The 21,713-nt window shown below is 57.6% G+C and carries 22 protein-coding genes; all 22 read left to right on the top strand.

Going from position 1 to position 21,713, the window contains the following annotated elements:
* Positions 1 to 40 precede the first annotated feature (40 nt).
* The gene (gene fliH, locus AB5Y76_RS21025; RefSeq protein ID WP_263716848.1) at positions 41 to 865 is read left to right on the top strand and encodes a flagellar assembly protein FliH; all 825 of its coding nucleotides are present in this window, start codon (positions 41 to 43) and stop codon (positions 863 to 865) included.
* Between the two features lie 52 nt (positions 866 to 917).
* Positions 918 to 2,249, top strand: a complete 1,332-nt coding sequence (fliI, locus tag AB5Y76_RS21020) for a flagellar protein export ATPase FliI (protein WP_368177819.1) — start codon at positions 918 to 920, stop codon at positions 2,247 to 2,249.
* 27 nt (positions 2,250 to 2,276) lie between these two features.
* On the top strand, positions 2,277 to 2,717 hold the full coding sequence (fliJ, locus tag AB5Y76_RS21015; RefSeq protein WP_005334746.1) for a flagellar export protein FliJ: 441 nt from the start codon (positions 2,277 to 2,279) through the stop codon (positions 2,715 to 2,717).
* Between the two features lie 67 nt (positions 2,718 to 2,784).
* Positions 2,785 to 4,713, top strand: coding sequence for a flagellar hook-length control protein FliK (locus tag AB5Y76_RS21010; RefSeq protein ID WP_263716846.1), 1,929 nt, complete (start codon positions 2,785 to 2,787; stop codon positions 4,711 to 4,713).
* Positions 4,714 to 4,770: 57 nt separating this feature from the next.
* Complete coding sequence (gene fliL / locus AB5Y76_RS21005; RefSeq protein ID WP_263716845.1) at positions 4,771 to 5,286, top strand: flagellar basal body-associated protein FliL; 516 nt, start codon at positions 4,771 to 4,773, stop codon at positions 5,284 to 5,286.
* 7 nt (positions 5,287 to 5,293) lie between these two features.
* Positions 5,294 to 6,364, top strand: coding sequence for a flagellar motor switch protein FliM (gene fliM, locus AB5Y76_RS21000; RefSeq protein ID WP_005334736.1), 1,071 nt, complete (start codon positions 5,294 to 5,296; stop codon positions 6,362 to 6,364).
* 49 nt (positions 6,365 to 6,413) lie between these two features.
* Positions 6,414 to 6,806 (top strand): flagellar motor switch protein FliN, encoded by a 393-nt coding sequence (gene fliN / locus AB5Y76_RS20995; protein WP_005298791.1) that lies wholly within the window; start codon positions 6,414 to 6,416, stop codon positions 6,804 to 6,806.
* Complete coding sequence (fliO, locus tag AB5Y76_RS20990) at positions 6,803 to 7,183, top strand: flagellar biosynthetic protein FliO (protein WP_263716844.1); 381 nt, start codon at positions 6,803 to 6,805, stop codon at positions 7,181 to 7,183. The genes fliN and fliO overlap by 4 nt, the downstream gene beginning before the upstream one ends.
* The gene (gene fliP, locus AB5Y76_RS20985) at positions 7,170 to 7,943 is read left to right on the top strand and encodes a flagellar type III secretion system pore protein FliP (protein ID WP_005334729.1); all 774 of its coding nucleotides are present in this window, start codon (positions 7,170 to 7,172) and stop codon (positions 7,941 to 7,943) included. Before fliO ends, fliP begins: the two co-directional genes overlap by 14 nt.
* Before the next feature lie 25 nt (positions 7,944 to 7,968).
* Entirely contained in the window at positions 7,969 to 8,238 is a 270-nt protein-coding gene (fliQ, locus tag AB5Y76_RS20980; protein WP_263716843.1) for a flagellar biosynthesis protein FliQ, read from the top strand.
* A complete protein-coding gene (gene fliR, locus AB5Y76_RS20975) occupies positions 8,235 to 9,032 on the top strand; it encodes a flagellar biosynthetic protein FliR (RefSeq protein WP_263716842.1) in 798 nt (265 codons plus the stop codon). The genes fliQ and fliR overlap by 4 nt, the downstream gene beginning before the upstream one ends.
* On the top strand, positions 9,025 to 10,155 hold the full coding sequence (flhB, locus tag AB5Y76_RS20970) for a flagellar biosynthesis protein FlhB (protein ID WP_181221484.1): 1,131 nt from the start codon (positions 9,025 to 9,027) through the stop codon (positions 10,153 to 10,155). Before fliR ends, flhB begins: the two co-directional genes overlap by 8 nt.
* Before the next feature lie 107 nt (positions 10,156 to 10,262).
* A complete protein-coding gene (gene flhA, locus AB5Y76_RS20965) occupies positions 10,263 to 12,365 on the top strand; it encodes a flagellar biosynthesis protein FlhA (RefSeq protein ID WP_263716841.1) in 2,103 nt (700 codons plus the stop codon).
* A gap of 16 nt (positions 12,366 to 12,381) precedes the next feature.
* Entirely contained in the window at positions 12,382 to 13,806 is a 1,425-nt protein-coding gene (gene flhF, locus AB5Y76_RS20960; protein WP_110302520.1) for a flagellar biosynthesis protein FlhF, read from the top strand.
* 1 nt (position 13,807) lies between these two features.
* Positions 13,808 to 14,683, top strand: a complete 876-nt coding sequence (locus AB5Y76_RS20955; RefSeq protein WP_013723550.1) for a MinD/ParA family protein — start codon at positions 13,808 to 13,810, stop codon at positions 14,681 to 14,683.
* Complete coding sequence (locus AB5Y76_RS20950) at positions 14,676 to 15,395, top strand: RNA polymerase sigma factor FliA (protein ID WP_019444723.1); 720 nt, start codon at positions 14,676 to 14,678, stop codon at positions 15,393 to 15,395. Before AB5Y76_RS20955 ends, AB5Y76_RS20950 begins: the two co-directional genes overlap by 8 nt.
* Positions 15,396 to 15,506: 111 nt before the next feature.
* On the top strand, positions 15,507 to 15,890 hold the full coding sequence (gene cheY / locus AB5Y76_RS20945; RefSeq protein ID WP_013723552.1) for a chemotaxis response regulator CheY: 384 nt from the start codon (positions 15,507 to 15,509) through the stop codon (positions 15,888 to 15,890).
* A gap of 12 nt (positions 15,891 to 15,902) precedes the next feature.
* A complete protein-coding gene (locus AB5Y76_RS20940; RefSeq protein WP_005353668.1) occupies positions 15,903 to 16,643 on the top strand; it encodes a protein phosphatase CheZ in 741 nt (246 codons plus the stop codon).
* An 11-nt stretch (positions 16,644 to 16,654) separates the two neighbouring features.
* Positions 16,655 to 18,901 (top strand): chemotaxis protein CheA, encoded by a 2,247-nt coding sequence (locus tag AB5Y76_RS20935; RefSeq protein WP_368177818.1) that lies wholly within the window; start codon positions 16,655 to 16,657, stop codon positions 18,899 to 18,901.
* A gap of 32 nt (positions 18,902 to 18,933) precedes the next feature.
* Positions 18,934 to 20,049, top strand: coding sequence for a chemotaxis response regulator protein-glutamate methylesterase (locus tag AB5Y76_RS20930; protein WP_113740463.1), 1,116 nt, complete (start codon positions 18,934 to 18,936; stop codon positions 20,047 to 20,049).
* A 2-nt stretch (positions 20,050 to 20,051) separates the two neighbouring features.
* Entirely contained in the window at positions 20,052 to 20,789 is a 738-nt protein-coding gene (locus tag AB5Y76_RS20925) for a flagellar motor protein (protein WP_019444726.1), read from the top strand.
* 2 nt (positions 20,790 to 20,791) lie between these two features.
* Positions 20,792 to 21,712, top strand: coding sequence for a flagellar motor protein MotB (locus tag AB5Y76_RS20920; RefSeq protein WP_103251226.1), 921 nt, complete (start codon positions 20,792 to 20,794; stop codon positions 21,710 to 21,712).
* The last annotated feature ends 1 nt before the right edge of the window (position 21,713 follow it).

The following is a 21,713-nucleotide window of genomic DNA, read 5'->3' as shown; positions in this document are numbered from 1 at the left end:
CCAAACCCGCATCAGGCAGTGGTGAGGAGCCGCGCAAAGCATGAACAACAAACTGCGTGGGTATGTGCGCCCCGAGGGCGATGATGCCCGGGTTGAGACCTGGGGCTGGCCCGAGATGGAGGTCGAGGTAGAGGCGGGGGCGCCTACCAATGCTCTTGGCCTGGCCCCTGACTGGTATCAGCAGGAAGAGGAGGTGGTGGAACCGGAGCCCGAACAGGAGCCGACCCCCAGCATCACCGCCGAAGAGCTTGAAGCGATCCGTCAGGCCGCCTGGGAAGAGGGGATGGCCGAGGGACGCGAGTCCGGTTATGCCAAGGGGATGGAAGAGGGCAAGCTGGAAGGATTGCAACAGGGTCATTCTGCCGGTCTCGAACAGGGGCGCGAGGAGGGGCTGGCCATGGGCCGCGAGCTGGTGGAGCAGGAGATCGCCCACTGGCAGGGGCTCGCCGCCCGCCTAGCCAATCCGCTTAACGAGCTGGATCTGGCGGTGGAGCAGCAGTTGGTCTCGCTGGTGATGCAACTGGCCCGCGCGCTCATTCGTCACGAAGCGGAGACCTCCCCCCGCATTCTGCTGGAGGCGCTTAAAGAGGGGCTGGCCTTGCTGCCTGCCGCCGAACAGGGGGTGACTCTGATGTTGCATCCCGACGATATAGCGCGAATCGAGCAGGCATTTGGCGCCGACGAGTGCGCCAAGCGCCACTGGCGATTGCAGAGCGATCCCACCCTCTCCCCCGGCGATCTGCAACTGGCGACCGAGCTCTCCAGCATCGATTTGACCCTCTCCGCGCGCATCGATCAGTTGCTGCGCAACTTCTTGCGGGACAATGCGTCGCAGAAACCGGCTTCGCAGGACTCACGCCCATAACCGATGCCGGACGTTGCCGTCCGGCTGCACTTTTTAGCTCTCAGGAGGCCAGATGAGCGGCTCGCTACTGAACCGGTTGCAAGGGTACAAGGTACGCGACAGCGCCCCCAAACCGCCGGTCGCCGGCAAATTGACCCGGGTGGTGGGGCTGACCCTCGAAGCCATTGGCTGCCGCGCCGCCATCGGTGCCCTCTGCCGCATCGATACCCTTGATGGGACGCTGGAGGCTGAAGTGGTCGGTTTTTCTGGCGATCGCCTCTATCTGATGCCGAGCGAGCAGCTCAAGGGGGTGATCCCCGGTGCCCGGGTGGTGCCCATCACCGAAGAGCACGGCATTCCGGTTGGGATGAACCTGCTTGGTCGGGTCATCGACGGCATTGGTCAGCCACTCGATGGGCTCGGCCCCATTCTCTCCTCCCAGACCGTGCAGTTTGCCCAGCATCGCATCAACCCGCTCTCTCGCCGCCCGATCCATCAGCCGATGGACGTGGGGGTACGCGCCATCAACGCCGTGCTGACGGTGGGGCAGGGCCAGCGGATGGGGCTGTTTGCCGGTTCCGGTGTCGGTAAATCGGTGCTGCTTGGCATGATGACTCGCGGCTCGGTGGCAGATGTGGTGGTGGTCGGCCTCATCGGTGAACGGGGCCGGGAAGTGAAAGAGTTTATCGAAGACATTCTGGGAGAGGAGGGGAGAGCCCGCTCCGTGGTGGTGGCGGCTCCCGCCGACGCCTCGCCGCTGATGCGGCTCAAGGGGTGTGAAACGGCGCTGGCCATTGCCGAATATTTCCGCGATCAGGGGCTTAATGTGCTGCTCTTGATGGATTCACTGACCCGTTATGCCCAAGCCCAGCGTGAAATCGCGCTGGCGGTGGGCGAGCCGCCTGCAACCAAGGGCTATCCACCGTCGGTATTTGCCAAATTACCGGCGCTGGTGGAGCGGGCGGGTAACGGCAGTGACGGCCAGGGCTCCATCACCGCCTTCTTCACCGTCTTGACCGAGGGGGATGACCTGCAAGATCCCATTGCCGATGCGGCGCGGGCAATCCTCGATGGCCACATAGTGTTGTCGCGCGAGCTGGCCGATGCGGGCCACTATCCGGCTATCGACGTCGAAAAGTCCATCAGCCGGGTTATGCCCATGGTGACCTCGCCGGAACATATGGATCTGGCGCGCACCCTCAAGCAGTTCTACTCCCTCTATCAGCAGAACCGGGATCTCATCACCATCGGCGCCTACAGTCAGGGTTCCGATCCGCGCATCGACCGTGCCATCATTCAAAAACCCTATCTGGATCAGTTCTTGCAGCAGGGGATGCGCGAGGTCATTCACTACGATGATGGCCTGCAAGCCTTGCAGATGGTGGCGATGCCATTGATGCGCTGATGATGGTCGGTAACAGAGAGGTCGACGATGAGTAAAGGGTTGGTATTGTTGGCCGATCGGCTGGTGGAGGCGGAGCAGCAGTGTGCGCTGGCGCTGGTGAAGGCGCAGCAGGATCTCAAGCTGTTCATGGATCAGCAAAATGCCCTCAACCAGTACCGCCAGATCTATCACCAGCAGTGGACCGATCGCGGCCTGCAGGGGATTTCACCTCAGCAAAACACCCAGTATCACGCCTTTATCAACAAGCTCGAACAGGCCGCGACCCAGCAGTACGAAGGGGTGTTGCAGGTGCGTCAGGCGCTGGAACAGCGCCGTGAAGAGTGGCTGGCGGCCCAGCAGCGGCGCAAGGCGGTAGAGCTGTTGCTGGAGAAGCAAGCGAGCCGCGAGCAGCAGAAAGCCCAGCGTCAGGAGCAGAAGATGCTGGATGAGTACGCCATGTTGCGACGCTTTCATCAATCTGGCCTGTAACTTGCTTTGATATGGACATTGTCGGCGGCCATCTCTTTGGGGGCCACCAGAATTCAGGGATCCCATCATGATGCAGACACTGTTGACACAAACGCCTTCGGCTCCGGCCAACGGGTTGGACAAAGCGCCTCTGAGCGGTTCCGTCGAGAGCAAAAGTATCGATGGGGGAACCGGCAGCGACGGCAAGGGGGATTTCGCCACCCTGATTGCCAAGGCCCGGAACAGCGAGCAGGGCCCCCCCGAAGCCACTCAGGGCGGTAACCATGTCCGATCAGCCAAATCTTTGGCGACCGAGAGCGCCTCTCCCAAAGAGGAGACCGGCAAGGAGCAGGATCCTGACGCCGACAACAAGGTGGGTGAGGTCCCTGCCACCGACTTTCTGCTCCGTCTGCAAGACTCCCTCAAGCTCGATACCTCGCTAGTGACACCCCAGCTGGCGGTGGCGGCCCAACAGAGCGCCACTGCGGTAGACGGCAATCCGTTGCCGCAAGAGGGTGAGCTGGAGGGGATTGCGCTTGATGACGGCGAGCAGACCCCTGCCGCTGCCAGAATTGCCAGCCAGCTTGCTGGTCAGACCGGGGCGCAGTCGCCGCTGGCGACGACAGCCAACTCGACTCTTGATACCACCGTATCGTCCTCAGCGGCGCGAGTGGTGGCGCAGGGCGATGCCTCTGCTGCCGTTCTCTCCTCTGAAGGTGAAGATGCCGCCACTACTGGGGATGGGCAGGCCGGGGAGAAAGCCTCTGCCAAGGGCGAAACCATCGGGGCTGATGGCAAGCACACCAAGCCCCTCACAGGGGCAGAGCGAATGGCCCAGCTGGCCAAGGTGCTGCCGGTCGATGAGTCGGCAAGCACCGCCAAATCCGCTGAGTCACTCGCTGCAAAAGAGGCTGGCGACAGCAAATCCGATCTCTCCGCCAGCAATGCTTTGACTAACAAGGGGCAGGCAACGCAAGCCGCGACTCAGGGGGCCGCCCTCAAGGCCTTCAATGAGGGGCTCAAGCAGCCTGAGGCGGGCTCTGCAACTACTTCAGCAACTGCGGATGGAAGTGGGGTAGCTGGCAAGGGGGCAGAAAAGAGTGCCGCCGAGGGTAGCCAGCAGCCAGCCACCGCCGCCAATCAAGGATCGGCGCCCGTGACGACGGCGCAGAGTGCCGCAGAAAGTGCCGCAGCCCAGAGCAGCGTAACGGCAACTGCGACGGCTCAGACCGATAGTGCTGCCGCCCCCGTGATGGTGGCGCCGCAGCAGGTGTTGGCACAGGCTGAATCTCAGGGGCCGCAAGCACCGCTGTCGACTATTTCAGCCGGCATCAAGCAGATGGAAGTGACCGGCACCGACGAGGTGCGCAAAGCGGTTTCGCTTGAGGTAAAACCGAAGGCCGGTGAGGCGGAGAAGAGCCTGGTTGCGACGACATCTAGCAGTGAGAGCAGCCCGAGCCAGACCGTTCAGCATGGCCAGAACAGCCAGACTCAGCCACAGGTAGCCGATAGCCGGGCGCCCGCCGCTGAGACGACGCTGCGCCGTGAGCCGCAGAATTTACTCCATTTGAAACTGGCCAGTCAGGAAGCGCCTGCCGAATTGCACCAGAAGGTCAATGTGATGCTGGCCGAAAAACTGCAACAGGCGGAAATTCAGCTCGACCCCCTCGGCCTTGGCAAGATGAAGATCCAGATTCAGATGGGGGCCGACAGCCAGGCCAACGTCCATTTTGTGGTACAACATGGACAGACCCGCGAGATGCTGGAGCAGGCGATGCCCCGGCTGCGTGACATGCTGGCAGGGCAGGGGATCCAGCTTGGTCAGACGCAGGTGCAGCAGCAGTCGCAACAACAGCAGCAACAGGGCCAGCCCACCTTTAACGGGCAGGGGCAGCAAGGTCAGAGTAGTGGTCAGCCGCGGTCCGGTAACGGGCTGGTTGAAGGGGAACTCACCACTTCCAACCCCAGTTTGCTGGTGGAATCGACAAACGGTTCCGGAATTGATTTCTATGCTTGATGCAATCCCGAGTAAGTTTATGATATCGAACAAGTTTGAGACTAGGGTGGACAAGGGATGGCTGACGATAACGAGTTGACGCTAAAAGACCCGGCTGCGGGCAAGAAAAAGAAGCTGATCATTATCATTGCCTTGGCGGTTATTTTGCTGGGCGGTGGTGGTGTTGGCGCCTTCCTGATGTTCTCCGGCTCCGATAAACCGCCCGCTGAAGCGGCGGAAGGTGCCGAGGCCGCACCCAAGGAGGAAGCGCCTAAACCTTCCCTCTATGTCGGTATGCCGCGCCCCTTTGTCTTCAACGTTGCAGGTGCCCAGCGAGATCGACTGGTGCAGATCAAGATCCAGCTGATGGTGCGCGGTACCGCCGACGAGACGCTGGCCAAACAGAATATCCCCCTGATTGAAGGCACCTTGCTGCGTGTATTCAGCGCAGCCAGTGCCGAACAGCTGATGACCTTTGAAGGCAAGGAGAAGCTGCGCAAGGATTCACTGGAAGAGTGCCGTCGGGTGCTCAAGGACCTGGTCTCTTCCCCCGTTATCGAACAAGTGCTGTTTACCGGCTTTGTAATGCAGTAGGTGAAGCGTGAGCGATCTGTTAAGTCAGGACGAAATTGATGCCCTCTTGCACGGTGTCGATGATGTCGAAGAGGAAGAGATAGGCGGCGCTGGAGACCCCGGCGTAGCCCAGTTTGACTTCTCCTCCCAGGACCGCATCGTCCGTGGTCGCATGCCGACGCTGGAGCTGGTGAATGAACGTTTCGCCCGCCATATGCGGATCAGCCTGTTCAACATGATGCGTCGTACCGCCGAGGTCTCGATCAACGGTGTGCAGATGCTCAAGTTTGGCGAGTATGTCCATACCCTGTTTGTGCCGACCAGTCTCAACATGGTGCGCTTCCGCCCGCTCAAGGGGACGGCGCTCATCACCATGGAGGCCCGACTGGTCTTCATCCTGGTGGAGAACTTCTTCGGTGGCGATGGTCGTTATCACGCCAAGATTGAAGGGCGCGAGTTCACGCCGACCGAGCGGCGCATTATCCAGATGCTGCTCAAACTGGTGTTTGAGGATTACAAGGATGCTTGGGCGCCGGTGATGGACGTAGGGTTCGAGTATCTCGACTCCGAAGTGAACCCTGCGATGGCCAACATCGTCAGCCCGACCGAGGTAATCGTGGTCAGCTCGTTCCACATCGAGCTCGATGGTGGCGGCGGCGACTTCCACGTGGCGATGCCCTACTCCATGCTGGAGCCGATCCGCGAGCTGCTGGACGCCGGTGTGCAGAGTGACAAGGGGGATACCGACGTACGCTGGAGCAAGGCGCTGCGTGACGAGATCATGGACGTCAAGGTGGAGCTGCGGGCCAAGCTGCTGGAGACAGAACTCACCCTGCGTGAACTGATGGAGCTGCGACCTGGCGATATCATTCCGGTCGATATGCCGGAAAATCTGCTGGTTTTTGTCGAGGACTTGCCCACTTTCCACGCCAAGATGGGCCGCACCAAGGATAATGTGGCGCTCAAGATCACCGACAAGCTCAAACGTCCGGAAGGGGTCAAGACGGAGATGCATCTGGTGACCCGGGGCGGGGTACGAATTGATGGCGAGGCCGAGCTGGAAGAGCTCGAGCGCAGTATCGAAGATCAACAGCGATAATTGACGGTTTATTACGGTAAACGGTCACGAAGTAGCATAAGGAAACAAGATGAGCGGAACTGAGGAAGAGGATCTGATGGCTGATGCCTGGGCTGCGGCTCTGGAGGAGCAGGTGACGGCGGAAGCCAAGCCAGCCCCGCTGGAAGAGTTGAAAGATGATGCCCCCATCAGTGCCGAGGAGCGTCGCAAGCTCGACACCATTCTCGATATTCCGGTCACTATCGCCATGGAGGTGGGCCGCAGCCAGATCAGCATCCGCAACCTGTTGCAGCTTAACCAGGGCTCGGTGGTGGAGCTGGATCGGGTTGCTGGCGAGCCGCTGGACGTATTGGTCAACGGCACCCTGATCGCTCACGGCGAGGTGGTGGTGGTAAACGACAAGTTCGGTATTCGCCTGACCGACGTCATAAGCCAGATTGAACGGATCAAGAAGCTCAAATGATGCGCCTCCTGTTGTTATTGCTGCCTGTTCCGGCCTTTGCCGAGACAGCGGCATCTGCCAACGTGCCTAGTCTGAGCTCCTGGTTGCTCTCCAGTTTGATGGTGATCGGTCTCATTCTGGTGCTGGGCTTTCTGCTCAAGAAGAGCAAGCTGGCGACCTCCATGGGGGGCGGCCAGATGCGGGTCATCGCCTCGTTGCCGGTGGGTTACAAAGAGAAGCTGCTGGTGGTCAAGGTGGGCGAACAGCAACTGCTGGTCGGCGTAACACCGCAGCAGGTCAACTTTCTCTACCGGCTGGAGGAGCCGCTGGACGAAAACCAGCCGCAGGCGTTTTCCCAGCAGCTTGGCAAATTGATGGGCAAGCATGAAAAAAGCTAACGGCTTATGGCTGAAAACGGGGCTGTTGGTCAGCCTGCTGATACCACTGTTTTGCTCCTGGCCTGCGCTGGCACAGGACGCCATGTCCGCGGTGACAGTCAAGACCATGGGGGATGGCTCTCAGGAGTACAGTCTGACCCTGCAAGTGCTGGCGCTGATGACCGCGCTCTCCTTCTTGCCGGCCATGGTGATCATGATGACCTCGTTTACCCGCATCATTGTGGTGTTGGGTATCTTGCGCCAGGCGATAGGTCTGCAACAGAGTCCCTCCAACCAGGTGTTGATCGGCATCGCCCTGTTCATGTCGTTCTTCATCATGTCACCGGTGCTGGATCGCATCAATGATGAGGCGTTGCAGCCCTATCTGGCCGAGACCATTCAGGCAAAGGAGGCGCTGGAGCGGGCCGAGTTGCCCATCCACCAGTTCATGCTGGCCCAGACCCGGATCAAAGATTTAAACACCTTTATGGAGATCGCCAACGTGCAGGTGGAGAAACCTGCCGATGTGCCGCTACGCGTGCTGATCCCTGCCTTTGTCACCAGCGAGCTGAAAACCGCCTTCCAGATTGGTTTTATGCTGTTTTTGCCGTTCCTGGTCATCGATCTGGTGGTGGCCAGTATCCTGATGGCGATGGGGATGATGATGCTCTCGCCGATGATCGTCTCGCTGCCCTTCAAGCTGATGCTGTTTGTGATGGTGGATGGCTGGAACCTCATTTTGGGGTCACTGGCCAACAGTTTCGGACTGGGTGCCGGTTAGCCGGTCGAGCGCAAGGAGCCCGAACATGAGTCCTGAAACCTTTGTCGACGTCTTTCGCGAGGCGCTCTGGTTGGTCAATATCATGGTCAGCGCCGTGATCCTGCCCAGCCTCGCTATCGGGCTGGTGGTAGCCATCTTTCAGGCGGCCACTTCCATCAACGAACAGACCCTGAGCTTTCTGCCCCGTCTTATCGTGACCCTGCTAGCCCTGGGAATTGGTGCTCACTGGGGAATGCAGAGTCTGATGGACTTCTTCATACTGATGGTCAGTCAAATCCCCGAGGTGGTGGGATGACCTACACAACCGCTCTGATCATGGAGTGGTTGTCTTCCATCCTCTGGCCGCTGGCGCGGGTGAGCAGTCTGCTGATGGTGATGGCGGTGTTCGGCAGCCGCCTCGCTCCTGCGCGGGTACGGATGGGGCTGGCTTTGGCCATCACCTTTCTGATTGCCCCGCTGCTCCCGAAAATGCCCCCCATTGAACTCTTCTCTGCCGGCAGCTTTCTGGTATTGGGCCAGCAATTGCTGATCGGTATTGCCCTTGGTCTGATGACCCAGTTTCTGATGGAGAGCTTCGTGATGGCCGGTCAGGTCATCGCCATGCAGACCAGTCTGGGTTTTGCCACCCTGGTGGACCCGATGAATGGCCAGTCGGCCCCCGTAGTGGGTCAGTTTTATCTGATGCTGGCGACCCTGGTGTTTCTGGCGCTGGATGGTCATCTGGTGATGCTGCGGCTGGTCATTCTTAGTTTCGAGACACTGCCTGTCTCCGAGTACGGCCTCTCGGTTTCATCCATGAAAACCCTGAGTGCGTTTCTGGGGGTGATGTATCAGTCTGCCTTGGTTATGTCGCTCTCAGCCATCGTCGCCTTGCTCTTAATCAACTTCGCCTTTGGTGTCATGACCCGGGCGGCGCCGCAACTCAACATTTTCAGTATCGGTTTTGCGGTCAGCATGATGTCGGGTCTGCTCATCCTCTGGCTCACTATCGGTGGGTTCCTCGGTCACTTCGACATCATGTGGGAGCGGGTGCAGGAGGTCAGCTGCGAGCTGATCAACACCCAGTGTTTCGGGGGCGCTCATGGCTGATACCGACCAGGAACGTACCGAACAACCCACGGGCAAACGACTGCAACAGGCCCGTGAAAAAGGGCAGATTGCACGTTCAAAAGAGCTGGGGACCGCCAGCGTTCTGCTCTCGGCGGTTTTTGGCCTGCTGATGCTCAAGGGCTCGCTGGCGACTGCCATGATCAAGGTTGTCACCATGGGCTTTACTCTGGATCGGGAGCAGGCTTTCGATCCCAATGCCATGATCGCCATGGTGCCGGCGCTGCTGGGGGAACTGGTTCTTCCGCTGGGACTCTTGTTTGCACTGGTGGCGATTGCCGCTTTTATCGGCAACACCCTGATGGGGGGGATGAACTTCTCCACCGAAGCCATGATGCCCAAGATGAGCAAGCTGAGCCCGCTCAGCGGCCTCAAGCGAATGTTCGGGGTGCAGTCGCTGATTGAGCTGGTCAAATCCATCGCCAAGGTGGTGTTCATCACCCTGTTTGCCTGGTGGATGTTATCCAGCCAGTTCAATCACCTGCTCAACCTCTCCATGGAGGGTTTCCCCGGCGGTATTATCGATGCGCTGGAGTTGTTTCTCTGGATGTTGATCATCCTCTGCTGCGCCCTGCTTCCCATCGTTGCCATCGACGTGCCGTTCCAGCAGTGGAACCACATGCGTCAGCTCAAGATGACCAAGCAGGAGGTCAAGGATGAGTTCAGGGATAGCGAAGGCAAGCCCGAGGTAAAAGGCAAGATCCGCCAGTTGCAGATGCAGATGGCGATGCGCCGGATGATGGGGGATGTGCCCAAGGCCGATGTGGTGATCACCAACCCGACCCACTACTCGGTGGCGCTCAAGTATGATGCGGGCAAACCTGGTGCCGCGCCCAAGGTCGTGGCCAAGGGCACTGATGAGATTGCAATGAAGATCAGGGAGATAGCCAGAGAGTACGAGATCCCCATCATGCCGTCACCAGCCTTGACTCGGGCCATTTACCACTCAACCGAGCTGGGCCACGAGATCCCGGAAGGGCTGTTTGCGGCGGTTGCCCAGGTGCTCGCCTATGTCTTCCAGCTCAAGAAATTCCGTCGTGGTCAGGGGCGCCGTCCCCAGCCGCTGGCTAAAGATCTCCCCATTCCGACCGAATATCGCAAATGACAAAGTTCTGACGTAGTCAAAATAAATCCATTGCATTTCAATGTCTTGTATTGTTGGCTTGATGTTTGCTTTAATCTGGCACCAGCAGGTTGAAATTGAGAAGCGCGATGGAATTCAAGGCAGTATTGGGCCAGTTCAAAGAGTACCGGGGAGTATTGGGCAAAGGCCTTGGCACCCCTCTGCTGGTATTGGCCGCGCTCGGTATGGTGGTGTTACCCATCCCGCCGCTGATGCTGGACGTGCTCTTCTCCTTTAACATTGCCCTCTCCATCGTGGTGCTGCTGGTATCCGTCTATACCCGCCGCCCCCTCGAATTTGCGGCCTTCCCGACCGTACTGCTGCTCGCTACCTTGCTGCGGTTGGCGTTGAACGTTGCCTCGACCCGGGTGGTGTTACTGGAAGGTCATAATGGCAGTGCGGCGGCCGGCCATGTGATCGAGGCATTCGGTAACGTGGTGATCGGCGGCAACTATGCGGTCGGCATCATCGTTTTTACCATCCTGATGATCATCAACTTTGTGGTGATCACCAAGGGTGCCGGGAGGATCGCGGAAGTAAGTGCCCGTTTTACCCTTGATGCGATGCCGGGCAAACAGATGGCCATCGATGCCGATTTGAACGCCGGTCTCATCAATCAGGAAGAGGCGAAGAAGCGTCGCCAGGATGTGACCCAGGAAGCCGACTTCTACGGCTCCATGGATGGTGCCTCCAAATTCGTCAAAGGGGATGCCATTGCGGGCATCATGATCCTCTTTATCAACATCATCGGCGGCTTCATCATCGGGATGATGCAGCACCAGCTGACCTTCAGCGAATCGGCCGAGATCTATACCCTGTTGGCCATCGGTGACGGCCTGGTGGCGCAGATCCCCTCCCTGCTGCTCTCCATCGCCGCCGCCATCATAGTGACCCGTCAGAATACCGATCAGGACATGGGTACCGCAGTACTAGGCCAGCTGTTTGACAATCCCAAGGCGCTGATCATCTCGGCCGGGATTCTGCTGATGATGGGGCTGGTGCCGGGGATGCCGCATTTCGCCTTCCTGAGTCTGGGGGCTCTTGCCGCCGCTGGCGCCTGGTGGTTGCTGCGCCGCGAGAAACTGGCTGCCGCCAAAGCGGCTAAGGGCGAGCTGCTGCCTGCCACTGCCGAACAACCTCATGAGCAGAAAGAGCTGAGCTGGGATGATGTGATGCCGGTGGACACCATCGGGCTGGAAGTGGGTTATCAGCTGATCCCGCTGGTGGATCGCAATCAGGGTGGCGAACTGCTCAACCGGATCAAAGGGGTGCGCAAGAAACTCTCGCAAGAGCTGGGCTTTCTGGTCCCGGCCGTCCACATTCGCGACAACCTGGATCTGGCGCCAAACCAATACCGCATCACCTTGATGGGGGTCAGTACCGGCGAGGCCAATGTCTACCATGATAAGGAGATGGCCATCAATCCGGGGCAGGTGTTCGGCCAGATCCAGGGGATAGCGACCCGGGATCCCGCCTTCGGGCTGGAAGCGGTCTGGGTTGCCAAGGAGATGGTATCTCAAGCACAGACGCTGGGGTATACGGTGGTAGACACCGCGACCGTGGTGGCTACCCATCTGAGCCAGATCCTGACCAACCATGCAGCTCTGTTGCTGGGTCATGACGAGGTACAACAGCTGCTCGACATGATTGGCAAACATCAGAGCAAGCTGGTCGAAGGGCTGGTGCCGGAAGTGATCAGCATGGGTAACCTTGTGAAGGTATTGCAGAATTTGCTCAATGAAGGCGTGCCAATCCGCGATATGCGCACTATCCTGCAGACCCTGGTTGAATACGCGCCGCGCAGTCCGGATCCGGAAGTGCTCACAGCCGCTTGCCGGATTGCCCTGCGTCGCCTGATTGTGCAGGAGATTGCAGGCCCCGATCCCGAGCTGCCGGTGATTACCTTGGCGCCGGAATTGGAACGTATATTGCATCAATCCCTGCAGGCTGGTGGCGGTGATGGTGCCGGTATTGAACCGGGTCTGGCAGAGCGGATGCAGCGCTCGCTGGTGGAAGCCACTCAACGACAAGAATTGGAAGGCCAACCGGCCGTGCTTCTGACATCGGGGATCTTGCGCAATACCCTGGCGAAATTTGTCAAGAATGCCATTCCTGGATTGCGCGTTCTGTCTTATCAGGAAGTGCCCGACGACAAGCAGATCCGCATCGTCAGTGCGGTAGGGCAGAACTAGTTAGCGGAGACGACGGGTGAAGATTAAGCGGTTTTTTGCCAAGGATATGCGAACGGCTCTGGCCGAGGTCAAGGAGACTCTCGGGCCGGATGCCGTCATCATGTCCAACAAGAAGGTCACCGGAGGGGTAGAGATAGTCGCCGCAGTCGATTATCAATCCCAGGTCCCGGGGCCCAAAGATGCGCCGGTTCGCCGTCAGCTGAACGATGAGAGCGTCAATATTTCGTCTGCTGCACGGCAGATGATCCGCCCCGAGCCGACGCCGGCGAAGGAGCAGAACGAACATTATGCCGATACCCTGGCCGCCTTGCTGGCGCGCCAGCAGAAGCTCAAGCCGGGCAATGGGGCGCCAATGGGCAATACCCAATCGGCCGGTCTGGCCGCTGCCAATGCTGCGCCCAGAACATTGGCCGAGCAGGGGCAGTGGGGCGCAGCTCCCGAACCTGCCAAGCCCAAGGCTCGGGTTGCGTCCGGCCAGCGCCCCCCTCAACCTGCCCAGCGGGATCAGGAGATGGAAGGGATGCGCAAGGAGATGGCCAGCATCCGTAAATTGCTGGAGCACCAGATCTCCGGGCTGATGTGGCAAGAGGTGGAGCGCCGCGAACCGATGCGGGCCCTGTTGATCAAGGAGCTCAAGAAGCTCGGCTTTGACGATGCCTTTGCCGATCAACTGGCGGGACTGATCCCCGAAGATATGTCCATCCATCAGGCGATGGCCCAGTTGGCCGAGGTGCTGACGGCCCAGCTCAAGATCAGCGAGGACGAGATCATGCGTCAGGGCGGCGCGGTGGCGCTGCTTGGCCCGACCGGGGTGGGCAAAACCACCACTATTGCCAAGCTGGCGGCCCGTTTCGCCATGAAGTATGGCGCCGAGCAGGTGGCGCTGATCACCACCGACAACTACCGGATTGGTGCCCATGAACAGCTGCAGACCTATGGTCGCATCATGGGGTGTCCGGTGCGGCAGGTGCGTGATGCAGAAGAGCTGGCCAATGCCCTTTATCAGTTCCGCCATCGTCGGCTGGTACTTATCGATACGGCTGGAGTTGGCCAGCGGGATATCCGGCTGACCGAGCAGCTCGATACCTTGGTCAAGAATGCCAAGGTGCGGATCCGCAGTTATCTGGTGATGTCGGCAACTTCCCAGCGTCGGGTGATGCAGGAGGCGGTTGACCATTTCCGGCGTATTCCATTAAGCGGCTGCATACTTACCAAATTGGATGAAAGTCTGAATCTGGGCGAAGTGATTAACGTGTGTATCCAGAATTCATTGCCCATCAGCTATATCACTGACGGACAAAGGGTTCCGGAAGATATTCAGGTTGCCAATGCGGCGCAGCTCGTCGGGGCTGCCATGGGCTCGCTGGAGCGAGAAACAGAGGAGCCCTATTTCTGGGGCGCAGGCTTTGGCGAGGCCGAAGATTCGGAGTTTTATGAGTAACATGTATATGGATCAGGCGAGTGGTCTGCGCAAAATGCGTCAAAACAATCGAGTAAAAGTAATCGCCGTTTCCGGTGGTAAAGGTGGCGTGGGCAAGACCAACGTGACCCTGAACGTGGCCGGAGCCATGGCCGCCCAAGGCAAGCGGGTGATGGTGCTGGATGCCGACCTTGGTCTGGCCAACGTCGACGTCATGCTGGGGCTGCGGGTTCATCGTAACCTCTCTCATGTCCTGGCGGGTGAATGCACCATCGACGATATCATCGTCGAAGGCCCCTACGGCATGATGATCGTGCCTGCGACCTCGGGCACCCAGTCCATGGTCGAGCTTTCTCCGGTGCAGCATGCCGAGCTTATCCGCGCCTTCAGCGAGATGAAGACCCAGGTCGACATCCTGCTGGTGGATACGGCTGCGGGGATCTCCGACATGGTGCTGAGCTTCACCCGAGCAGCTCAGGACATCATGGTGGTGGTCTGCGATGAGCCGACCTCCATCACCGATGCCTACGCCCTCATCAAGATCCTCTCCAAGGATCACGGCGTGTTTCGTTTCAAGGTGGTTGCCAATATGGTGCGCAGTCTGCGCGAAGGGCAGGAGCTCTTTGCCAAACTGACTCGGGTCACGGATCGTTTCCTCGACACCTCGCTGGAGCTGGTCGCCTGTGTACCCTATGACACCAATCTGCGTGCCGCCGTGCGCAAGCAGAAGCTGATTGTCGAGGCGTTTCCCAAGTCGCCGGCCGCACTGGCGTTCCGGGCCCTTGCCAACAAGGCTGCGAGCTGGCCGGTTCCCAACCAGCCGGGCGGCCATCTGGAGTTTTTCCTGGAAAATTTGTTGCAGAAACCGGCCACAACACAGGAAGGTTCCCGTGAATAAAGCCCAAGCGTACTTGCGTCATCAGGATTCCTACGTGCTGGTGGAGCGTCATGCTCCCCTGGTCAAGCGAATTGCCCAGCATTTGTTGGCTCGCCTGCCCAGCAGTGTCTTGCTGGATGACCTGATCCAGGCAGGTATGATTGGGCTGCTTGAAGCCTCCCGCAACTTTGACGGTAGCAAGGGAGCAAGCTTCGAGACGTATGCCGGGATCCGCATTCGTGGCGCCATGCTGGATGAGATCCGGCGTGGTGACTGGGTACCCCGCTCTGTGCATCGCAACAGTCGCGCTATTGCAGAGGCGATCGAGAATGTCGAGCAGACTCACGGGCGTGACGCGCGAGATACCGAGGTTGCTGCCGAGATGGGGGTCTCCATCGCTGATTACCATGCGATGCTGCAAGACGTCTCTTGCGGCAAAATTATCGGTATCGAGGATCTGGGGGTCAGCGAGGATGTGATCGGTAACCCCGATGATGCTCCTTCAGGCTCGGGATTCGATGAATTGGCTGCCGAGCGATTTCAGATTCAATTATCCGAGCAAATTGGTCGTCTACCAGAGAGAGAAGCTTTGGTTCTCTCTCTTTACTACGATGAAGAGCTGAATTTGCGTGAAATTGGCGAGGTTTTGAATGTCAGCGAGTCGCGTGTGAGCCAGATCCACAGTCAGGCAATGCACAGATTGCGTGCTCGTTTGAGAGATTGGCATCTATAAGTGTTTGTACTGGCTACACTGAGATGAAACTCTAAGGCATAATCCGCACGACACAACCCGTTTTTAGCATCATGTAAGTGAGCCACTCTGGTGGCTATTTAGGAGGGAATTTTGGACAAGAACATGAAAATCCTCATTGTTGACGATTTTTCAACGATGCGCCGGATTATCAAGAACTTGCTGCGCGACTTGGGATTCAACAATACCCATGAGGCGGATGACGGCAATACAGCGCTGCCGATGCTGAAAAATGGTGATTTTCAGTTTGTAGTTACCGACTGGAACATGCCTGGCATGCAAGGTATTGACCTGCTTAAAGCCATCCGTGTCGATGAGAAGCTGAAGCATCTGCCGGTACTGATGGTAACCGCTGAAGCCAAACGTGAGCAGATCATTGAAGCCGCCCAAGCTGGCGTCAACGGTTACATCGTCAAGCCCTTCACCGCAGCAACGCTCAAAGAAAAACTCGACAAAATTTTCGAACGAATTGGCTAAGGAGCTGCAGGGATGATGGCCAAAACGAGAGCAATGATTTCGCTCGACCAGGCAAGGATGCTTGTTGCTCATCTGGAGCAAGGCGAATTTGAGCTGGCCGATGAACTGCTTGCCGAAGTATGTGCCCCCAACGCAGCCGATCTGTTTGAAAAAGTAGGTCAGCTGACCCGACAACTGCATGATTCACTTCAAGAATTTCGCCTCGATCCCCGTATTCCCGATTTAGCTACTCATGACATTCCCGATGCTCGGGAGCGTTTGAGCTACGTTATCGATATGACCGACAAAGCGGCCAATCGCACAATGGATGCGGTGGAAGCCAGTTTGCCGATAGCGGATCGCCTGAATGACAATATCCAGCTGGTGATGCCGAACTGGAATGCCCTGATGTCTCGTGACATGAGCGTGGGGCAGTTCAAATCCTTATGTCACCAACTTGATGATTTTATTAAGGCTTCAGAGTCTGATGCCGATAAATTACGGCAACTGCTGACAGAAATCCTGATGGCACAAGATTTTCAGGATTTGACAGGTCAGATGATCCGCAAGGTCATCAAGCTTGTTCAGGAAGTTGAAACAAAATTAATAGAAATGCTGACCATGTTTGGTGAGGCTTCTGCTGAGCATTCAACTCGTAGTATTCCTGTCAACGGGATTGAAGCAGAGGGCCCTATCATGAACCCCGAGGCTCGTGCCGATGTGGTCAATGGTCAGGATGATGTGGACGATCTGCTGTCTAGCTTGGGATTCTAATGGAGTGACGCATGGCCTTCGAAGTTGATGAAGACATACTGCAAGACTTTCTGGTCGAAGCATCCGAAATATTGGAACAGTTGTCTGAACAACTGGTCGACTTGGAAAAGCGGCCCGATGACAAGAACCTGTTGAATGCTATCTTTCGCGGTTTCCATACCGTGAAAGGGGGGGCGGGTTTTCTGTCGCTCGGTGAACTGGTTGATGTATGCCACGGTGCGGAAAACGTGTTCGATATCCTGCGTAATGGCAAGCGAACCGTTACTGCGGAGCTGATGGATGTGATCCTGCAAGCGCTGGATGCCATCAATGTCATGTTTGCCCAGGTTCAAAATCGCGAAGCACCCAGCCCTGCGTCAGATGATTTGCTTCATGACCTCCACGAGTTGTGCAAGCCGGAAGGGGAAGAGCAACTGCGCACTGCTACCAGTGCGGCTGCGGCTGTAGAATCTGAACCGGCAGCACCGGTAGTTGTTGAAGAAGTTGCTCCAGAAGTTGTTGAACCCGCAGCCATCAGCAGCGAGCCTGCTCCTGTCAATGGCGGCGGCTCGATCGATGAAATTTCTGCAGACGAATTTGAACGTCTGCTGGACGAGCTCCACGGCGTGGGTGGGGCTCCGACCAAGACGGCTGCAGCAGCCCCAATAGCGGGTGGCTCTGGCGATATCACTGATGATGAGTTTGAGGCCTTGCTGGATCAGCTCCATGGTCAGGGGCAGCACATGGGGGCGCCAGAGGTAAATCCTCTGAAGTCGGTGCAAAAAGAGGTGGACGAGCTTATCGATGATGATGAGTTTGAGCGTCTGCTTGATGAATTGCATGGTCGTGGTCAAGGGCCTCAGAGTACTATGGCACCTGCGGCACCTGCGGCACCTGCGGCACCTGCGGCACCTGCGGCACCTGCGGCACCTGCGGCACCTGCGGCACCTGCGGCACCTGCGGCACCTGCTGCGGTGACTCCGCCCAAACCGGCCACTCCTGTTGCCAAACCAGCACCGGCAGCCCCCGCAAAACCCGCTGAAGCAGCCAAGGCACCAGTGCCTGCCGCCAAGGCGGCGCCTGCGCCAGCAGAAAATAGTGCCGTGCAAAGCGATACGACGGTGCGGGTGGATACCAAGACCCTCGATGTCATCATGAACATGGTAGGTGAGTTGGTACTGGTTCGTAACCGGCTGGTGAGCTTGGGTATTGCCAGTAATGATGAAGAGATGTCAAAGGCGGTTGCCAATCTGGATGTGGTAACGGCTGACCTGCAAGGTGCGGTGATGAAAACCCGCATGCAGCCAATCAAGAAGGTATTTGGTCGTTTCCCGCGCGTGGTGCGTGACCTGGCCAGAACCCTCAAGAAAGAGATTGAGCTGGTGATGGTGGGGGAAGAGACCGATCTTGATAAAAACCTGGTGGAGGCGCTCGCCGATCCTCTGGTTCACCTTGTTCGCAACTCATGCGATCACGGGGTCGAAATGCCGGATGTGCGAGAGAAAGCGGGCAAGCCGCGGCAAGGGACAATCACCCTTAGCGCCTCCCAGCAAGGTGATCATATTCTGCTTTGCATCGAGGATGATGGGGCAGGGATGGATCCTGAGAAACTCAAGTCTATTGCCATCAGTCGCGGTGTGCTGGATGCAGATACTGCCGCTCGCATGAGCGACAACGATGCCTATAACCTGATCTTTGCCCCGGGCTTTTCAACCAAGGCCGAGATCTCCGATATCTCTGGCCGTGGTGTCGGAATGGATGTGGTTAAAACCAGCATTGTCAGCCTCAATGGATCGGTGCACATCGATTCCACCTGGGGGAAAGGTACCCGTCTCGAAATCAAGGTTCCGTTGACGCTAGCCATTCTGCCGACTCTGATGGTTGAGGTGGGTGAGCAGACCTTCGCACTTCCCCTTGGTTGTGTGAACGAGATTTTCCATCTGGACCTGAAAAAGGCAAATATGGTGGATGGTCAGCTCACCATCATTGTTCGTGAGAAGGCAATTCCGCTCTTCTATCTGCACAAATGGTTGATTCGTGGCGCTAACAAGCGTTCACGCCAGGATACCGGACATGTGGTGATCGTACAGATTGGCACTCAGCAAATCGGGTTTGTGGTAGATAGCCTGATTGGTCAGGAAGAGGTAGTGATCAAGCCACTTGATAACCTGCTGCAAGGCACCCCTGGCATGGCCGGGGCGACGATTACCAGTGATGGCGGAATTGCTCTTATTTTGGATGTGCCGAGTCTGCTCAAAGCATATGCGCGTAGACATTAATAGCTCAGGCCCAAGGAGTTAGAAAAACAACAATGGCAGTCAAGGTATTAGTTGTCGACGATTCGAGCTTCTTTCGCCGTCGGGTGAGCGAGATCATCAATCAGGATCCCATGCTGACGGTGATTGATACGGCCCAGAATGGACGTGAGGCGGTGGACAAGGCGATGTCGCTGCGCCCTGATGTGATCACCATGGACATCGAGATGCCCGTGATGGATGGCATCAGTGCGGTGCGGGAGATCATGGCCAAGTGCCCAACCCCCATTCTGATGTTCTCCTCCCTGACCCATGAAGGGGCCAAGGCTACGCTTGATGCGCTGGACGCCGGTGCACTCGACTTCTTGCCCAAGAAGTTTGAGGACATTGCCAGAGACAAAGATGAAGCGGTCAGACTGTTGCAACAGCGGGTGAAGGAGATCTCCCGCAAGCGCTTCCTGATGACATCCGCTGCTCGCCCCAAAGCACCTGAACCGGTTGCTCGTGCTCCTCTGGGCAGCACAGCGTCCAGAACTCCTGATCGTCAGCCTGACCTGCAACGCACTGTGCCAAGTGCTTCATTCAAGCGTAGTGGCAAGAGTTATCAGTTGGTGGCAATCGGCACTTCTACCGGCGGACCAGTTGCTTTGCAAAATGTGCTGACCAAGTTGCCAGGGGATTTTCCCCATCCCATCCTGCTTATCCAGCATATGCCAGCCACTTTTACTGCCGCGTTTGCTGCCCGTCTCAACGGGTTATGTCAGATTGGCGTCAAGGAAGCGGAAGATGGCGATGTGCTTAAACCCGGGCATGCCTACCTTGCTCCCGGTGGCAAGCAGATGCTGTTGGAAGGTCGTGGTGCAGGGGCCCGCATTCGCATCGTGGATGGCAACGACAAGGTAAATTACAAGCCTTGTGTGGACATCACCTTTGCCTCTGCGGCCAAGACCTATGCCGACAAGGTACTGGCGATTGTGCTGACCGGTATGGGCGCAGATGGTCGTGATGGCGCCAGACTGCTGAAAGAGCAGGGATCAACCATCTGGGCTCAGGATGAGGCTTCCTGCGTGGTATATGGTATGCCGCAAGCGGTAGCCAAAGCGGGGATTGCCAGCGAATCACTCCCTCTGGACAAGGTGGCCCAGCGTATTCTGGTTGAGTTGGGGCGCTAATCATGGGCTTGCTCGGTCTGCTCCTGGCATTGGGGGCTATTGCCATTGCCCAACTGTGGCATGGCGGCTCCCTGTTGACGCTGGTGGACGGGCCTGCTTTTCTGATCGTGCTGGGCGGTACTGTCGGTGCTGTCACGTTGCAGACTCCTGCCAAGTACATTCTGCTGGCGTTGCGCCAGCTGTTATGGATTTTTACCCCTCCCCACCAAGATCTCGCGGCGCAGGCCGAACGGTTGCAGTCATGGGCCGTCTTTGCGCGCCAGCAAGGGCTGCTGGCCCTTGAAAATCAGGCCGAGCAGGAGGAAGACAACTTTACTCGCCAAGGGCTTGGCATGATTGTCGATGGGGTCTCCACGGAGGATATTCGCATGTTGCTCGAAGCCGATATCGATATCGAGCAGGAGCGTAATGAACATGCCGCCAGGGTATTTGAAGCCATGGGGGGGTACAGTCCGACCATCGGGATCATCGGTGCCGTGCTGGGCCTGATCCAGGCCATGTTTCATCTCGAAGACCCATCAGCACTGGGAGCTGGGATCGCAGTGGCATTTGTGGCGACCATCTATGGAGTGGGGTTTGCCAACCTCATCTACCTGCCTATCGCCAATCGGCTACGCGCATTTCACTACCACTATGCACTCTTTCAGGAGATGACCCTGGAAGGGCTGCTGGCTATCGCTCATGGTGAAAACGGCTTGCAGGTTGAACGCCGGCTCAGGGCCTATTTGAAAGGAGAGTAGCCATGCGCAAGCGCTATCGGTTGCACTTGCAGGGTCGCGAGCATCTTGACCGCTGGCTGGTCTCCTATGCCGATTATATGACGCTGATCTTTGCCTTGTTCGTGGTGCTCTACTCTGTTGCACTGGTGAACAAGGACAAGTATCGCGCGGTGATTGATGGTATGAGCCAGGCGTTCAGTGTCATGCAGTCTGGCGGCAATGGCTTGCTTGAAGGGCAGGGTAATTCCCTGTTGGATAACCCGGTATCTGCCTCTCCATCGTTGCTGGAAAGCCCTGCATCCCCCTCTCCTTCACTTGCTCCTATTTCTGGTGTGCCAGTGCTGCAAGATGGCGCGACACTTGCAAAACTCGATATGCAGTTGCAACAGAGCATGGGCTCGCTGGTGGATGCCGGTATCGTCAAACTGACGCAAGATGAGAACTGGCTGACGGTTGAACTCAGTTCCGGCTTGTTGTTTGGCAGCGGCAGTGCCTTTTTGGGACCAAACGCTGCACCGGTCATTAATACTCTTTCAAGTATTCTCAAACCGGTCGATAACTATGTAAGGGTTCGGGGTTATACCGATAACCAACAGATAAATAATGAAATTTATCGTTCTAACTGGGCGCTTTCTGCTGCTCGGGCCGAGGCGGTACTCAATGGCTTGATTGCCGATGGGATCGCCCCTCAGCGTCTGGCGTTCGAGGCATATGGCGAGTTTTCCCCCTTTGCTGACAACGGCAGCGAGCAGGGCAGACTGCAGAATCGCAAGGTTGTGGTCGCTATCTCCAAATTTGCCTGGGTGCCGCCGGCACCTGTGGTTGCAACACCGACGGTAGTTGCTGAACCGGTTCCTGCTGTACAGCAGGCGGTGGATGCAGGAGAGATAAAGGTGATCGCCTTGCCCGGTGGTGGCATACGCATAACAACAAGGCAGGATTGAT

The organism is Aeromonas sp. R1-2 (genome assembly GCF_040908505.1).
In the GTDB taxonomy this organism is placed as follows: domain Bacteria; phylum Pseudomonadota; class Gammaproteobacteria; order Enterobacterales; family Aeromonadaceae; genus Aeromonas; species Aeromonas veronii.
Note: the sequence above shows the minus strand (reverse complement) of the source record. Positions and strands in the feature narration are given on the sequence as shown.

What these genes read in the sequence shown, in the direction of transcription:
- fliR (WP_263716842.1), top strand. Translation starts at nt 8,235, where the DNA reads ATGACCTACACAACCGCTCTGATCATGGAGTGGTTGTCTTCCATCCTC.
- fliL (WP_263716845.1), top strand. Translation starts at nt 4,771, where the DNA reads ATGGCTGACGATAACGAGTTGACGCTAAAAGACCCGGCTGCGGGCAAG.
- AB5Y76_RS20955 (WP_013723550.1), top strand. Translation starts at nt 13,808, where the DNA reads ATGTATATGGATCAGGCGAGTGGTCTGCGCAAAATGCGTCAAAACAAT.
- AB5Y76_RS21010 (WP_263716846.1), top strand. Translation starts at nt 2,785, where the DNA reads ATGATGCAGACACTGTTGACACAAACGCCTTCGGCTCCGGCCAACGGG.
- fliJ (WP_005334746.1), top strand. Translation starts at nt 2,277, where the DNA reads ATGAGTAAAGGGTTGGTATTGTTGGCCGATCGGCTGGTGGAGGCGGAG.
- fliP (WP_005334729.1), top strand. Translation starts at nt 7,170, where the DNA reads ATGAAAAAAGCTAACGGCTTATGGCTGAAAACGGGGCTGTTGGTCAGC.
- fliQ (WP_263716843.1), top strand. Translation starts at nt 7,969, where the DNA reads ATGAGTCCTGAAACCTTTGTCGACGTCTTTCGCGAGGCGCTCTGGTTG.
- AB5Y76_RS20925 (WP_019444726.1), top strand. Translation starts at nt 20,052, where the DNA reads ATGGGCTTGCTCGGTCTGCTCCTGGCATTGGGGGCTATTGCCATTGCC.
- flhB (WP_181221484.1), top strand. Translation starts at nt 9,025, where the DNA reads ATGGCTGATACCGACCAGGAACGTACCGAACAACCCACGGGCAAACGA.
- fliI (WP_368177819.1), top strand. Translation starts at nt 918, where the DNA reads ATGAGCGGCTCGCTACTGAACCGGTTGCAAGGGTACAAGGTACGCGAC.
- fliN (WP_005298791.1), top strand. Translation starts at nt 6,414, where the DNA reads ATGAGCGGAACTGAGGAAGAGGATCTGATGGCTGATGCCTGGGCTGCG.
- AB5Y76_RS20930 (WP_113740463.1), top strand. Translation starts at nt 18,934, where the DNA reads ATGGCAGTCAAGGTATTAGTTGTCGACGATTCGAGCTTCTTTCGCCGT.
- AB5Y76_RS20935 (WP_368177818.1), top strand. Translation starts at nt 16,655, where the DNA reads ATGGCCTTCGAAGTTGATGAAGACATACTGCAAGACTTTCTGGTCGAA.
- fliH (WP_263716848.1), top strand. Translation starts at nt 41, where the DNA reads ATGAACAACAAACTGCGTGGGTATGTGCGCCCCGAGGGCGATGATGCC.
- fliO (WP_263716844.1), top strand. Translation starts at nt 6,803, where the DNA reads ATGATGCGCCTCCTGTTGTTATTGCTGCCTGTTCCGGCCTTTGCCGAG.
- AB5Y76_RS20940 (WP_005353668.1), top strand. Translation starts at nt 15,903, where the DNA reads ATGATGGCCAAAACGAGAGCAATGATTTCGCTCGACCAGGCAAGGATG.
- flhA (WP_263716841.1), top strand. Translation starts at nt 10,263, where the DNA reads ATGGAATTCAAGGCAGTATTGGGCCAGTTCAAAGAGTACCGGGGAGTA.
- AB5Y76_RS20920 (WP_103251226.1), top strand. Translation starts at nt 20,792, where the DNA reads ATGCGCAAGCGCTATCGGTTGCACTTGCAGGGTCGCGAGCATCTTGAC.